At 46.8% G+C, this 12,546-nt stretch carries 15 protein-coding genes and 1 tRNA gene; 8 read left to right on the forward strand and 8 right to left on the reverse strand.

The annotated features are described in order from the left end of the window. Positions 1 to 29: 29 nt before the first annotated feature. Both AC3A14_RS08815 and AC3A14_RS08820 read right to left on the reverse strand, forming a co-directional pair. Positions 30 to 103 (reverse strand) — tRNA-Pro (locus AC3A14_RS08815). A 155-nt stretch (positions 104 to 258) separates the two neighbouring features. Further along, positions 259 to 789, reverse strand: coding sequence for a GNAT family N-acetyltransferase (locus tag AC3A14_RS08820; RefSeq protein ID WP_318698406.1), 531 nt, complete (start codon positions 787 to 789; stop codon positions 259 to 261). A 77-nt stretch (positions 790 to 866) separates the two neighbouring features. Between AC3A14_RS08820 and AC3A14_RS08825 the strand changes: the two genes are divergently transcribed. Both AC3A14_RS08825 and AC3A14_RS08830 read left to right on the forward strand, forming a co-directional pair. After that, positions 867 to 1,592, forward strand: a complete 726-nt coding sequence (locus AC3A14_RS08825) for an ACT domain-containing protein (protein ID WP_318698407.1) — start codon at positions 867 to 869, stop codon at positions 1,590 to 1,592. Positions 1,593 to 1,676: 84 nt separating this feature from the next. Further along, positions 1,677 to 2,564: an alpha/beta fold hydrolase gene (locus AC3A14_RS08830; RefSeq protein WP_318732717.1), complete on the forward strand. Its 888-nt coding sequence runs from the start codon at positions 1,677 to 1,679 to the stop codon at positions 2,562 to 2,564. Positions 2,565 to 2,594: 30 nt separating this feature from the next. Here AC3A14_RS08830 and tsaD read toward each other — a convergent pair whose 3' ends face one another. Then, positions 2,595 to 3,644 (reverse strand): tRNA (adenosine(37)-N6)-threonylcarbamoyltransferase complex transferase subunit TsaD, encoded by a 1,050-nt coding sequence (gene tsaD / locus AC3A14_RS08835; RefSeq protein ID WP_318732718.1) that lies wholly within the window; start codon positions 3,642 to 3,644, stop codon positions 2,595 to 2,597. Positions 3,645 to 3,842: 198 nt separating this feature from the next. Here tsaD and AC3A14_RS08840 point away from each other — a divergent pair, with 198 nt between their 5' ends. From AC3A14_RS08840 to AC3A14_RS08850, 3 genes are all read left to right on the forward strand, one after another. Beyond that, positions 3,843 to 4,337, forward strand: coding sequence for a Photosystem I reaction center subunit III (locus AC3A14_RS08840; protein WP_318698410.1), 495 nt, complete (start codon positions 3,843 to 3,845; stop codon positions 4,335 to 4,337). Between the two features lie 41 nt (positions 4,338 to 4,378). After that, on the forward strand, positions 4,379 to 4,504 hold the full coding sequence (gene psaJ, locus AC3A14_RS08845; RefSeq protein ID WP_271936499.1) for a photosystem I reaction center subunit IX: 126 nt from the start codon (positions 4,379 to 4,381) through the stop codon (positions 4,502 to 4,504). Positions 4,505 to 4,824: 320 nt separating this feature from the next. Further along, positions 4,825 to 5,262 (forward strand): DUF3024 domain-containing protein, encoded by a 438-nt coding sequence (locus AC3A14_RS08850; protein WP_318732719.1) that lies wholly within the window; start codon positions 4,825 to 4,827, stop codon positions 5,260 to 5,262. 82 nt (positions 5,263 to 5,344) lie between these two features. On the opposite strand, the gene thiD is transcribed toward AC3A14_RS08850, so the two are convergent. The 4 genes from thiD to AC3A14_RS08870 all read right to left on the reverse strand — a co-directional run bounded on the left by thiD (position 5,345) and on the right by AC3A14_RS08870 (position 9,112). Then, positions 5,345 to 6,154 carry a bifunctional hydroxymethylpyrimidine kinase/phosphomethylpyrimidine kinase gene (gene thiD, locus AC3A14_RS08855; RefSeq protein WP_318732720.1) on the reverse strand — a complete coding sequence of 270 codons (810 nt, stop codon included), beginning with the start codon at positions 6,152 to 6,154 and terminating at the stop codon, positions 5,345 to 5,347. Positions 6,155 to 6,166: 12 nt separating this feature from the next. Further along, on the reverse strand, positions 6,167 to 7,465 hold the full coding sequence (gene ftsZ / locus AC3A14_RS08860) for a cell division protein FtsZ (protein ID WP_271936503.1): 1,299 nt from the start codon (positions 7,463 to 7,465) through the stop codon (positions 6,167 to 6,169). A 307-nt stretch (positions 7,466 to 7,772) separates the two neighbouring features. Continuing rightward, a complete protein-coding gene (locus AC3A14_RS08865) occupies positions 7,773 to 8,585 on the reverse strand; it encodes a cell division protein FtsQ/DivIB (RefSeq protein ID WP_318732721.1) in 813 nt (270 codons plus the stop codon). A 104-nt stretch (positions 8,586 to 8,689) separates the two neighbouring features. Beyond that, on the reverse strand, positions 8,690 to 9,112 hold the full coding sequence (locus AC3A14_RS08870) for a hypothetical protein (protein ID WP_318732722.1): 423 nt from the start codon (positions 9,110 to 9,112) through the stop codon (positions 8,690 to 8,692). A gap of 230 nt (positions 9,113 to 9,342) precedes the next feature. Between AC3A14_RS08870 and AC3A14_RS08875 the strand changes: the two genes are divergently transcribed. Further along, positions 9,343 to 11,109 carry a S8 family peptidase gene (locus AC3A14_RS08875; RefSeq protein WP_318732723.1) on the forward strand — a complete coding sequence of 589 codons (1,767 nt, stop codon included), beginning with the start codon at positions 9,343 to 9,345 and terminating at the stop codon, positions 11,107 to 11,109. Next, a complete protein-coding gene (locus AC3A14_RS08880; RefSeq protein ID WP_271936510.1) occupies positions 11,106 to 11,324 on the forward strand; it encodes a hypothetical protein in 219 nt (72 codons plus the stop codon). The genes AC3A14_RS08875 and AC3A14_RS08880 overlap by 4 nt, the downstream gene beginning before the upstream one ends. 27 nt (positions 11,325 to 11,351) lie before the next feature. Here the strand turns inward: AC3A14_RS08880 and AC3A14_RS08885 are convergent, their stop codons facing one another. Then, entirely contained in the window at positions 11,352 to 11,540 is a 189-nt protein-coding gene (locus tag AC3A14_RS08885; RefSeq protein ID WP_318732724.1) for a hypothetical protein, read from the reverse strand. Between AC3A14_RS08885 and AC3A14_RS08890 the strand changes: the two genes are divergently transcribed. Continuing rightward, on the forward strand, positions 11,461 to 12,531 hold the full coding sequence (locus AC3A14_RS08890; protein WP_413039149.1) for an agmatine deiminase family protein: 1,071 nt from the start codon (positions 11,461 to 11,463) through the stop codon (positions 12,529 to 12,531). The genes AC3A14_RS08885 and AC3A14_RS08890 overlap by 80 nt on opposite strands. Positions 12,532 to 12,546 lie beyond the last annotated feature (15 nt).

Raw genomic sequence — 12,546 nt, forward strand, 5'->3', positions numbered from 1 at the left:
ATACTGGAAACCAAAGGCTATTCTATAAATCGGGATGACAGGATTTGAACCTGCGACATCCTGCTCCCAAAGCAGGCGCGCTACCAAGCTGCGCTACATCCCGGATAAACCTGATTGTATTATAACCCATAAAAGTGAGGTTTGGCTAGAGTCAATGCAATTGGAAGATCTATTTTCCAGACTGCATTCATTGAGCCTAAGTTGAAAACCTAGTGTTCTTGCATTGCCTATTGCTATAGTGCCTATGGTCTCCCCTTCTTAGTTTGGATACCAAAACATCCCCTTAATGCCTTCTGGATCTTGGAGAAAACCCAGGCTGCGGTAAAATTCAACCACATGAGGATCGGCAAACAAGGTAATGTTACTAATATCTTCACTGCGGAGTTTCTTAATCGTATGTTTCATCAGGGCTTTGCCTAGACCTTTACCTTGGAAGGTTGGATGAACGACGACATCCCAGAGAGTCGCATTAAAGGCATGATCCGAGGTTGCCCTAGCAAAGCCAATCAAGCGACGATGGTTGCCTCGTAAGTCCCACATCGAAATGACCAGAAAGCTGTGTTCGATCGCTTTTTTGACTTTCCGCAAAGGACGGCGAGACCAGCCCACCGCATCACATAGCTCTTCGAGTTCATATAGGTCGATGTTCCGATTCGTGCTAAATACAATACGGGAGATTTTGCCCGAATCGCTCTTAATATCCAGCGTAGCAAAATCTTCCAGTGCTTTCGCTGGACTGGTTGTTATCGGAGTATCCGAGCTGCTAAACAAGCTTTTCCAAAAACCCATGCAGGTGTGATTGAAGTAGTCAAAGTTAAATAAACAATATTAGCTTAGTATATCTCCCATAATCTTTTCCTTCTATTATGGCTCAGGGTTTAAAATCCTCTACCTTAGAACTGCTCAAACGCTTTAACCGGGCGTTCCCCCAATTCTATGAACAGTTTGTCAGTTCTGACATCCAACTCCAAAACCTGAAGCTGGCCTATCAACTCTACAAAACCCAGAAAGCTGTGATTGAAGTACGCTCTGAGAGCGCCAAAAGCGCTCTCCATTTTGCTTATCGTAATCAGTCCTTCCTGTTGAGTGACATTTTTGGGGTTCTGGCTGCCTATGGATTAACGATTCATAGCCTCAGTCTCTATGGTCAAATTCATGCTCCGATGCTAGTGTTCATCAAGTTGGTGGTCTCTAGAGGAGGAAAGGCACTACTGGAGAAAACGGCGGAAAATGTCTGTCGAGCCATTCAGGAGGCCTTAGCGGGCCATTTTGAGGTGGAGGAAATGTTGGCCGTCGAGTTTAACCTAGATGCGGGGTTAGAACAGGTGGATACGGAGTTTTATGTCGATCCGGTGTTCCATCTACCTGCCTTACTAATTGAAGCGGATAATCAGCCAGGATTGTTTTATAAGGTTATGTATGCCATTTGGCAAGAGGATTTATTGGTCGTTAATGCCAATCTTTTGGTTTGGAGGGGACGCACTCGCCTAATTCTCTACTTGCTTGGGCCCAATGAAAGCTTGATTCCGGAATATCTGGGTCAGAAGATTGCTGAAAGTGTGAAGCAGCGGTTATTGGGCGATCTCAATTAATAGGGAATAGGGAATAGCTAATGGGTCATCATTAAAATTTTCAATTGGATCGGAGTAGGACATGGTTCAAGATAGGATAGGAGTATGGCAAAAATCGATATCCTTGGCGTTTCCCATACTTATGAATTAACTGCACCTAAACCGGCAAATCCAACGTTGGTGTTTGTTCATGGCTGGTTGTTGAGTCGGGCCTATTGGTGGCCTTTGGTTGATCAACTGCGATCGCACTATCAATGTTTGGCCTATGATTTGCGTGGCTTTGGTGAATCGGATGCTAGACCTCGTTCACCCATACATGAGGGTGAGCTGATTTTGGGATATACTCCCAGCGATTATGCAAAGGATTTGGGTATTCTTCTGGATCAATTGGAGATTGAGAAGGCTTGGCTGATGGGCCATTCCCTGGGGGGTACGGTGTGCCTATGGGCAGCTTCTCAGTTGGGAGATCGCATTGAAGGGGTGATTTGCCTCAATTCTGGGGGCGGTATTTACTTAAAAGAGGAGTTTGAACGATTCCGCTCTGCTGGGGCCCAGTTGGTAAAAAGGCGGCCTCGGTGGTTGGCGGATATGCCTTTGCTCGATTGGCTCTTTACTCGCTCTCAGGTGTCCCAACCCCTATCGAGAGTTTGGGGAAAACAACGGTTAGTTGATTTTGTCAGTGCCCAATATGAAGCTGCATTAGGTGCTTTATTAGATTCGACTACAGAGGAGCAAGTTCACCGTTTACCTCAGTTGGTGGTTCATCTGCAACAGCCCGTTTATTTTATTGCGGGCGCTGAAGATAAGGTGATGGAACCTCGCTATGTGAGACATTTAGCCAGTTTTCATCAATTGTTTCGCTCCGGATCTGACAATGTGGTGGAAATTGCCAATTGTGGGCATTTTTCGATGCTGGAAGCGACCGATCGGGTAACGGAGCAGATCGATCGCTTGATTCAGACTGAGGAAGTCGGCGATCGCCTAGCGAGTTAAGGTTGAGGAGGATGGACTATTCCCCATTCCCTACCGAGTAGCGGTATAGAGCATTTGGAGTTTAGATAAGTCCATCCGCGATTGTACTCCTAAAGTTAAGGGAGAGCGATCGCCGACTTCCCAATGGGCAGCCGCTGCACACGCAATCATTGCCGCATTATCAGTACAATATTTCATCGGTGGAAATAGCACCTCTAGATTATGCTCCTCTCCAGCACTCTTGAGGAGTTGGCGTAATCCCCGGTTTGCTGCCACTCCTCCACCAATGGCGATCGTCGATAAATTATAGTCAAGAGCAGCTTTAACTGCCCGTTTCGTCAGTGCTTTAGCGACTGTTTCTTGGAAACTCGCCGCTAGGTCAGCAATGGGTAAATTAGGATCGGAAGCCTTGAGTTGATTCACCAGGCGCATCACCGCCGTTTTTAACCCACTGAAGCTACAGTCATAGGGATGATATCCTCCTTTGGGTAAGGAAATTCTGCCTTCTGGTAGGGAAAAAGCTTGCGGATTACCTGTTTTAGCCAATTGGTCAATAATGGGGCCTCCAGGATAGCCGAGTCCCAATAAACGGGCGACTTTATCAAAGGCTTCTCCAGCCGCATCATCGCGGGTTCTTCCCAGGGTCGTATACTGGCCGCATTCGTGAACCTGGATCAGGCTGGTGTGACCTCCAGAAACGAGCAGACAGAGGAAAGGGGGTTTTAAGTCGGGGTTGGTGAGATAGGAGGCGTAGATATGGCCTTCGAGGTGGTGAACGCCAATAAAGGGTTTGTTGTGCAGCAGGGCTAGGGTTTTAGCTGCCGTAAGGCCTACTAATAAGGCTCCGACTAAACCTGGGGCACAAGTGGCGGCGATCGCATCAATTTCTGACCAAGACAATTCAGCCTCTTCTAGGGCTGCGGCGATCGCCTCATTCACCGTTTCTAGATGACGGCGAGAGGCCACTTCTGGCACAACTCCCCCATACTGGCCATGCTCGGCCATCTGTGAAGCGACAAAATTACTCAGAACGTTACAATTTTTTACAATTGCTACAGAAGTTTCGTCACAACTTGTTTCAATAGCTAGAATCGTTGCCATTGCCTGCTACCTTGTTCTCAGGGAAAAAGCTATTTTGAACCCTCCATAGGAATTTAGGGTTCAGAATAGCCAATTTTAGAGACTTTTTGAAGCTTAATCTTTACTGAGTCTCTCAAGTCCAGTATGATTGGCTTTCATAGAGCCTTTGGTTTCTTTGTAACATAATTTTTGCACTTCGTAACAAAAGGAAACACTTCCATGCGACGATTGCTTGTTCTGGTTTTAATGTGTTGTTTGTGGCTGGGCTTTGTTCCCCCCGCTTCTGCGGATTTAGCAAACTTGGTTCCCTGTAGTGAATCTCCCGCTTTTCTGCAACGGGCTAAAGCAGCTAGAGCCACCACCGATGATCCCCAATCTGGGGCCAAACGATTTGAGCGCTATTCTGAAGCCCTCTGTGGTGACGATGGCCTTCCCCACCTGGTGGTTGATGGTCGTCTTGACCATGCTGGAGACTTCATTATCCCCAGCTTACTCTTTCTTTATATTGCCGGTTGGATTGGTTGGGTAGGTCGTGCTTACCTAATTGCTATCCGTGGCGAGAAAAATTCTGAAGAGAAAGAAGTGGTTATCGATGTTCCTCTAGCAATTAAATGCATGATCTCTGGCTTTGCTTGGCCTCTGGTCGCAGCCAAAGACATGATGAGCGGAGAAATGTTCGCCAACGATAACGAAATTACGGTTTCACCCCGTTAAGAATCGAGTTCTAAGTCTGTGTTTTGTTTTGGAGTCTTCACATGGAAGGTTTACTTAAGTATCTGTCCACAGCTCCAGTTTTGATTATGTTATTGCTAACAGTCACGGCTGGAATTTTAATCGAATTTAACCGTTTTTACCCCGACTTACTTTTTCATCCGATGTAAGACAGAGGGCATACTCACCTAGCAATTTGCTGTGTTGGGAAGGAAAAATTGAATTAAATGGTTACGCCTTTGGCATTACTCCAAAGGCGTTTTTTGATTAGCGATAATAGATAGGCAAAAGTCTATGTTTTGTACAAGGTATTGAGTATTCCACACTTATATAGCAGCAAAGGAGTTGGTTAGGACAGTTAGATGATGGTTTAAGGCAATAGGCAACAGGCACGAATCGCAATAGAAAATGTCCTAACTCTCCCTTTCTCTGCTATATAAGTGTGTGTAGCGCTTTAATTGTTGCTCAACCGGAGGTAAACGTTAAGATTATGGCTAAAAAGAGAAAAAAAATATGGGTTTACAGTCCTGCCAAGCTACCTAAGCCAAAAGTACCAGAAGCCGAAAAAAAACTTATTTTAGAGAAATGTAGTCAGTTCATTGAATCTGAACTTAAACCCAAATGCATCACCTCCGAGTCTAACAATCCTTTTTTCCGCCTTGTGGATATTTTTGGCAAATGGTATCGAAACTTTTTTCATTTTTATGCAGTTTACGATTCTCTCGACCCAGATAGCCCTAAACCCTCGTTTGAAAAACGATTTACTCGCCTAGAATATGTCGCACCGGATCGGTTTAACATTGCTTACATGAGACATAGTGTTTCGATAGAATCAGAACAACTGAGATTCTTCAACCCTATTAATAGAAAACTTCCTCCTGATGGTAAATTCATAATCGACCCAACCCAAGAAAATAGAAGTGTTTAAAGATAGCCAAAATAGCTCACTCGCTAGATTGAGTTTTTTGTTTACTCTTCCCATTCCCCCACCCAGAGTGCTTGGTGCTGTATTAATTCAGGCAAAGAGGAAAGAAATGCCCCACCGGGCCAGTTCCCTGACCGATATCTAAACTCCATTTCAGGGCTTCGGTAACGTAGTTTTTCGCTTGACGGACAGCATCTGAGATTGAGTGACCTGTGGCTAGATTAGCAGCGATCGCCGCCGAAAGGGTACATCCCGTTCCATGGGTATTAGAGGTATCGATACATTCGGTTTCCAGCACTGTGATTTCCCGATCGTCAAGTAGCACATCTACCCCCCGTAATTCTCCAGTCATTCCACCTCCTTTAATCAAAACTGCCTGCACTCCAGACTGCCACTTCAGGGTTTCGGCTGCTTCCTTCATGTTCTCTATAGAGCTGATTTCTACACCGGTTAGCAACTGGGCTTCATAGCGGTTTGGAGTGACCACAGTCGCTTGGGGGATCAGTTCCTGTTGCAAAGTTTCCACAGCTTGACGATCGATCAGCCGGTCACCACTGCGGGAAACCATGACTGGATCGACCACGAGGGGATGCAGATCCAGCGATCGCAGGCGATCGCTAACCGCCTGCATAATTTCAGCATTCAGTAACATCCCCGTCTTCACTGCCTGAACCCCCATATCCCCAACCACTGCCTCCAGTTGAGCCAGCACTGCTTCTGGAGACAAAGCATCCACCCGGTTAACGGCTAAGGTATTTTGGGCCGTGACACAGGTGAGAGCTGACGTACCATGGACACAGTGAAACGCCAAAGTGCGTAAATCAGCCTGAATACCTGCGCCTCCCCCACTATCCGATCCGGCGATCGTTAGTACAACCGGGATGTTAGAGTTCATCAACTTTCCCTTTTAGTTTCTCGGTGGACGGCGACGTTGAAGGAAATCAGGAATATCTAACCCTTTCGGTTGAGCTTGGGGATTCACAGGAGAGGAATCCGGAGGAGGAGCAGCAGCAGGGGCAGGAGTAGAGGTAAACGAGGATTGATAGACATTGGGATTGGGGCGCTGCTGTTGTACCGTGTTAGACGGCTGGGATTCTCCAGTAAAGCCAGTTGCAATCACCGTAATTCGGATTTCCCCTTGCAATCTCTCATCAATTACCGCTCCAAAAATAATATTGGCATTGGGATCAACTGCTTCGTAAATCACTTCAGCCGCCGCATTCACCTCAAATAAGGTTAGGTCACTACCGCCCGTAATATTAAGAACCACACCTTTCGCGCCATCAATGGAAGACTCGAGTAAAGGAGAGGAGATAGCGGAGATTGCCGCCTCTCTCGCTCTCGACTTCCCAGAGCCGCCACCAATACCCATCAGCGCCGATCCTGCATCCGCCATCACCGCTCTGACATCCGCAAAATCCACATTCACCAGCCCCGGAACTGTAATAATATCTGCAATTCCTTGTACCCCTTGACGCAGAATATCATCGGCTACCGTAAACGCTTCCTGCATCGGCATTTGTTCCGAAACCACCGACAACAACTTATCATTCGGGATAATAATCAAGGTATCCACCCGACTCTTAAGGGCTTCAATCCCCTGCTCCGCTTGACTCATCCGTCGCCGACCTTCAAACATAAAAGGGCGAGTCACCACACCCACGGTTAGTGCCCCGACCTCCTTGGCTACTTCTGCTACCACAGCCGAAGCACCTGTACCCGTACCGCCTCCCATTCCAGAGGTAATAAACACCAAATCCGAGCCTTCTAGAGCCGTCGCCAGTTCATCACGGGATTCTTCCGCGGCCTTTTGTCCGATCGCCGGATTTCCTCCTGCACCCAATCCACGGGTTAACTTTTGACCAATTTGCAGTCGATTCAGGGCGGCTGAACTGACCAACGCTTGAGCATCCGTATTAATTGACCAAAACTCAACCCCTGACACTTCATTAATGACCATGCGGTTGACCGCATTACCGCCGCCACCCCCGACACCAATCACTTTTATTTTGGCCACACTACTGGGGATAATATTTTGGTGTTGATCCTCATCACTTACCATCTGTTGATGCCCTTTAAAATTAGAAGACGAGACTCCAGCATTCTTAAACGGATTCCCTGAATCGACTGCCGTCGAAGCATTAGATTGACTATCGCGATTAGAGTTGAGGGGGACATTCCCCAGCATCTGATTGGGAGGTGTCATGGGCAGTTGCTTTACACAATAAATATCAATAAATGTATAGTATCAAGAGGGTTAAGGAATCACATCGCCACTTAGGTAGACATAAACTGCACCCAAGCGCTCTATCCCTCACCCATAACATTCTGCTGATGGGGGTTTTATCCCTTTCGTTGAACCTCAAGCCAGGGTCCTGGCTCATTCAGCATACCATGCGATCGTAGCTTGTCATCATTGGTTCAGACGCTCACATTCATGAACTGACCAGGGAAATGGGGAATCGCTACCAGAAGTTTATCAGAATTCTCCAGAAAAAACGTTAAGTCTTCACCTAAAATTTAGGGTTAAATGGAGTTGATGAAGATTTCATCTGAATTGAGGGAGCGTCTGGATTTCTCAGATCGATATAGTTCATTTGCCGAGGATCGAGCTGCTGAGGGAGCTGTCGCATTTGATCGAGAACTTTCAATTGCTTAGAGAATTGGGGGGTATAGACTCCCAGATGCACTTGTCCTAATTCCGTGGTGAGGATGAGATTTTTCGGATCTTCCCAGTTCAGCTCGCTAATTTGAACGGGAGATTCCTTGAGCGCGGCATAAGCTTGGGCCCAGTAGGACTGATAATGGACGAGCGGGCCGATAATTTTTAGGGTAGGCAGAGGAAAGGACGTTAACTCGGTATAGTTCTTCATCGGCATCCAGATTCCTTGTTCATCAATTAAGCCTACAGTTTGGCTTTGTCGAGACTTGATGGCGATCGCCACGGGAAACCGTTCACTGACTTCAATGGTTAATCTGAGGGGAAACAACTGCCGAGTCACCCGTGCTTGAGCGACCGGTCCTTTTGCTTTCAAGGTCTGGGCAATTTTATCCGGTTGGAGTCGAAAGACCAATTGGGGATACTGAATGGGTAAAATCTCTCGTAAGGCTTCTGTGGTTACTAATTCATTACCCGTAATCACCACTTGTTCCGGCTCGCGGATCGCCCAATTGGGCTGAGTCAGTAACCATCCTCCTCCATAGGCGATCGCCCCAACCGCCACCGTTTGCCAAAGGGTTTGCAGCACCTTCAACCGTTGTCTCTGGCGGAGTTGTTTGCGTCTTTCGATTAATTCCTGTTTAGAAATCGGTTGAATAATGGTCATTGCTTTAATCGGCAATAGGCAGTAGGGACTTAGGGCTTCAGAGATAGTTTATAAACTTCTGGGCCATTGGGATAAAGGGCTTTTCCCCTCGATTGAGAGAACGCTTAAATCTGTTTTGACTGCAACCACTCCTGATTCAAATAATTCCCCCATTCCTTGGCCAATTGTGCATCTGTGAAGGGGATTTTCACCGGTTCGGTGTTCCCTTTAACTTGTAAGGCTAAAAAAACAGTTTTTCCTTGGGGGGGTTCATCCCTAGACGCGACTTCACCATCAACCCAAAGTTGAAGGTCTTGTAGGTCATTCAGAACTAAAGTTTGGCAGTTGATTAGCCCGGAGGCTGTCGGTTGACCCCAAGTTAATTGGTCTCCTTTTTGCCCTAAGGCTGCATAAATATCATATTTAGAGCGTTCAAATCCTTTAGCCCAGTCTTCATAAACTTGTAATTTTTGATATTCTCGCCACCCAGCCCAGGTTAATCCAATAAATACAGTCAATAAAGGTAACCAGAGTAAACCTCGTTCCATAATCTTTCTCGTTTATCATTGGTTTCAGTTCAAAGGATTTTTGGGCGATTCCTCCGGAAAGCTTCGCTTTCATGTTGGCGACAGCCAAAACCCCCACAGGAAAAGAATCATTAAAGATCCGGTAAGATGGGCCCAAATCCCCAAGGGGATAAGTTATGGTTGTAAGAGCGCTCACCTAACTTCTACTGCTGGAGCTGTTAAGTACCACCCAATTATTGATGGTGTCAGCCATGAAAAAATTTCTACTCCTCTGCTTATTTATTTTTACATTAGGGTTTGCCCTATTCAAGGCTGAAGGATTGGCCACTCAAGGAAACTATCAATCTATTATCCTTGATTTTCGCGAAGAGCGAGCTAACCAAATCCCGGAATGGGTGCAAATCCTCACTCAAGACTATGGTACGGTTCCTCGGCTCAATAGTGAATTTTCTCTCCAGGATCATGTTTATGTGCTGGAGGGCGATCGCCTGTTGTTAGAGCAACTGCACCAGAGCGATCTTAAGGACTATACCGAAAGTATTGAACCCAATTATATTTATCAAGCGACTGAAATCCCCAACGATCCGGATTATGCTAAACAGTGGAATCTGCGAAGCATTAATATGGAATCCGCTTGGGATGATACGAAAGGCCATGGGATAACGGTGGCCGTGATTGATACCGGAATTACGAAAGTGCCGGATCTCAAGGAGACAAAATTTACTCAGGGCTATGACTTTGTAAACGATCGCATCGAAGCCAATGATGATGCCGGTCATGGGACCCATGTAGCGGGAACGATTGCCCAATCGACGAATAATGGATATGGAGTGGCTGGAATCGCCTATGAAGCCAAGTTAATGCCCCTGAAAGTATTAAGTGCAAGTGGTGGTGGGACGGTAGCTGATATTGCCGAAGCGATTAAGTTTGCAGCCGATCATGAGGCGGATGTGATTAACCTCAGTTTGGGGGGAGCAGGTGAAAGTAATTTGCTCAAAGAAGCGATCGATTATGCCTATGACAAAGGTGTAGTTGTCGTCGCAGCGGCCGGAAATTCTAATCAAAATGCCGCCAGTTATCCGGCTCGCTATCCCCATGCGATCGGGGTTTCTGCCCTCGATCCCTCTGGAGTCAAAGCTCCCTATTCTAACTTTGGGGCTGGGGTAGACCTGTCGGCTCCCGGAGGTTCGGAAGCGGGTAAAATTGTGCAAAATACCATCGATCCCCAAACTGGAAAACCGGTTTTTGAAGGTTATCAAGGAACTAGCATGGCTGCGCCCCATGTGGCCGGAGTTGCGGCTTTAATTAAGTCGGTAGGTGTAGAAGACCCCGAAGATGTGCTAAAAATCCTCAAAGAATCCTCTCGCAGTGTAGAAGAAGACCCCCTCAATCATTTTGGTGCAGGTCAATTGGATGCAGGTGCAGCGGTTAAACTAGCCGTAAAAGGTCAAATTACATTCAAAGACTTCTTCCGTTGGCTGCGCGATAATGGCTATCTGAATCCTCGCTTCTGGATCGATGGTGGTGCGATCGCCTTAATGCCGAAAATTGCCATGGTACTCGGTTCCTATCTCCTTGCTTGGCTCTTACGGAACTATTTCCCCTTTGCTTGGAGTGGTTCGTTAAGCATGGGTTTAGTTGCTGGAAGTACGGGCGTATTTTTCCTCAGAGGATTGTATCTCTTTGATATTCCCCAATGGCCGTTCCGGATGATGGGCAGTTCGATCGCTGAATGGGGCAATGTGATTAGCGGGAGTCCCTTACTTAACCCTATTTTCGCTAGTGTTTTGATTCCCCTAATCTTGGTGATTGGGCTGTTGGGACATCCCTCTGGAAAATGGCTGGCGATCGGGATAAGCTTAGGATTTGCCAGTTTCCTCGCCATCAGCGCCATTACTGACCCGGCAATGCTTTGGCTCGGATCGGGTTGGGTGGCTCAACTGTTCCTAGGGGTAAACGCACTGTTGTGTTTTGCCCTTGCTCGTTTAGCCATGACTGGAGAAGGAAAAACCGCATGAGTTTAACTGTCAATGGGGTGATTGAACATAAACCCATGGGCCCAGGAACTTGGGCCTTAGTCACGGATGGGACGACCTATGAACTCAAGGATGCTCCCGATGAAATCAAACAATCTGGACTTCAGGTTAAGGTTGAAGGCTCAATTCGTGAGGATGTCATGACCCTGGCGATGATTGGGCCGGTGTTAGAAGTTCATTCCTTTGAACTGTTGTAACCGTTGTCCTCCTGTCGGTAAAAATGTCTATTGGCGATCGCCATTTTGGGCGATCGCTTCATACAAAATGATCAAAAGACGCTTCTTTCTCCAACTCATGGCAACCCTATCTGGTTCTATTGCCGTGGGAAAAAATATGACCGGTTGTTCAGCAGTCAGTTCTCCAGTTTCCCCTACTCCTACCCCTTCTATGAGTTCCAATTCTTCTTTTTTCATGCCCGATGAAGGCGAACCTCATTTATGTACTTGGATGGCGTTTAGTGCCAGCCCAGATATCTGGGGACGGGAAGATTTTCGCTATGTGCAGGACGATCTAGCCAGAATTGCCAATGCGATCGCCCAATACGAGCCGGTGAAAATGTTAGTTCGAGAAGAAGATTATAAGATTGCTTTGGCTAAATGTGGCTCGGATGTGGAGTTAATCGTTACTGAATTAGACGACCTCTGGATGAGAGATACGGGCCCGGTTTTTGTCCTCGATGAAGAGGGTCAAAAAGCAGGAATTGATTTTAATTTTAATGGTTGGGGCAATAAACAATACCACGATCGTGATGCCCAAGTTGCAGAATTTGTTGCCGAACAAGCCGGAGTCCCCATCATCAACACAGAACTGGTGTTTGAAGGCGGAGGCATCGAAGTCGATGGTCAGGGCAATGCCATTGTGACGGAAAGTTGTATTATTAACGATAATCGCAATCCGGGCTGGAGTAAAGAGGATTGCGAAATGGAATTAAAAGCTTTATTGGGACTGCGTAAAATTATATGGCTTCCCGGTATTCGAGGGGCGGATATTACGGATGGGCATACGGATTTTTACGCTCGTTTTGCTCGTCCTGGAGTCGTGATTGCTGGGTACGACCCCAACCCAGACTCTCCCGACCATGAGGTAACCGAACGGCATTTAGAGATCCTCGAATCAGAAACAGATGCGGATGGAAATGAGCTAGAAGTTGTTGTTCTGGAAGCGCCAACAAAAATTAGAGGGGGATATGATTGGGATGACTTTGCGGCCGGATATATTAACTTTTACGTGGTCAATGGTGCGGTGATTATCCCTGAATTTGGCGATCGCCAAGCAGATCGCAATGCAAAGGAAACGTTGGAAGAGTTGTTTGGCGATCGTGATATCGTACAGCTCAACATCGATAATATTGCCGCCGGAGGCGGGGGAATTCACTGCACGACTCAGCAAGAACCCTTGGTTTAAGAAGCATATCTAAAG

This window comes from Roseofilum sp., assembly GCF_982964205.1.

Bases quoted from the DNA above. Each gene is read 5' to 3' on its own strand.
- AC3A14_RS08820 (WP_318698406.1), bottom strand. From the start codon at position 789: ATGGGTTTTTGGAAAAGCTTGTTTAGCAGCTCGGATACTCCGATAACA.
- AC3A14_RS08825 (WP_318698407.1), top strand. From the start codon at position 867: ATGGCTCAGGGTTTAAAATCCTCTACCTTAGAACTGCTCAAACGCTTT.
- AC3A14_RS08830 (WP_318732717.1), top strand. From the start codon at position 1,677: ATGGCAAAAATCGATATCCTTGGCGTTTCCCATACTTATGAATTAACT.
- tsaD (WP_318732718.1), bottom strand. From the start codon at position 3,644: ATGGCAACGATTCTAGCTATTGAAACAAGTTGTGACGAAACTTCTGTA.
- AC3A14_RS08840 (WP_318698410.1), top strand. From the start codon at position 3,843: ATGCGACGATTGCTTGTTCTGGTTTTAATGTGTTGTTTGTGGCTGGGC.
- psaJ (WP_271936499.1), top strand. From the start codon at position 4,379: ATGGAAGGTTTACTTAAGTATCTGTCCACAGCTCCAGTTTTGATTATG.
- AC3A14_RS08850 (WP_318732719.1), top strand. From the start codon at position 4,825: ATGGCTAAAAAGAGAAAAAAAATATGGGTTTACAGTCCTGCCAAGCTA.
- thiD (WP_318732720.1), bottom strand. From the start codon at position 6,154: ATGAACTCTAACATCCCGGTTGTACTAACGATCGCCGGATCGGATAGT.
- ftsZ (WP_271936503.1), bottom strand. From the start codon at position 7,465: ATGACACCTCCCAATCAGATGCTGGGGAATGTCCCCCTCAACTCTAAT.
- AC3A14_RS08865 (WP_318732721.1), bottom strand. From the start codon at position 8,585: ATGACCATTATTCAACCGATTTCTAAACAGGAATTAATCGAAAGACGC.
- AC3A14_RS08870 (WP_318732722.1), bottom strand. From the start codon at position 9,112: ATGGAACGAGGTTTACTCTGGTTACCTTTATTGACTGTATTTATTGGA.
- AC3A14_RS08875 (WP_318732723.1), top strand. From the start codon at position 9,343: ATGAAAAAATTTCTACTCCTCTGCTTATTTATTTTTACATTAGGGTTT.
- AC3A14_RS08880 (WP_271936510.1), top strand. From the start codon at position 11,106: ATGAGTTTAACTGTCAATGGGGTGATTGAACATAAACCCATGGGCCCA.
- AC3A14_RS08890 (WP_413039149.1), top strand. From the start codon at position 11,461: ATGACCGGTTGTTCAGCAGTCAGTTCTCCAGTTTCCCCTACTCCTACC.
- AC3A14_RS08885 (WP_318732724.1), bottom strand. From the start codon at position 11,540: ATGAAAAAAGAAGAATTGGAACTCATAGAAGGGGTAGGAGTAGGGGAA.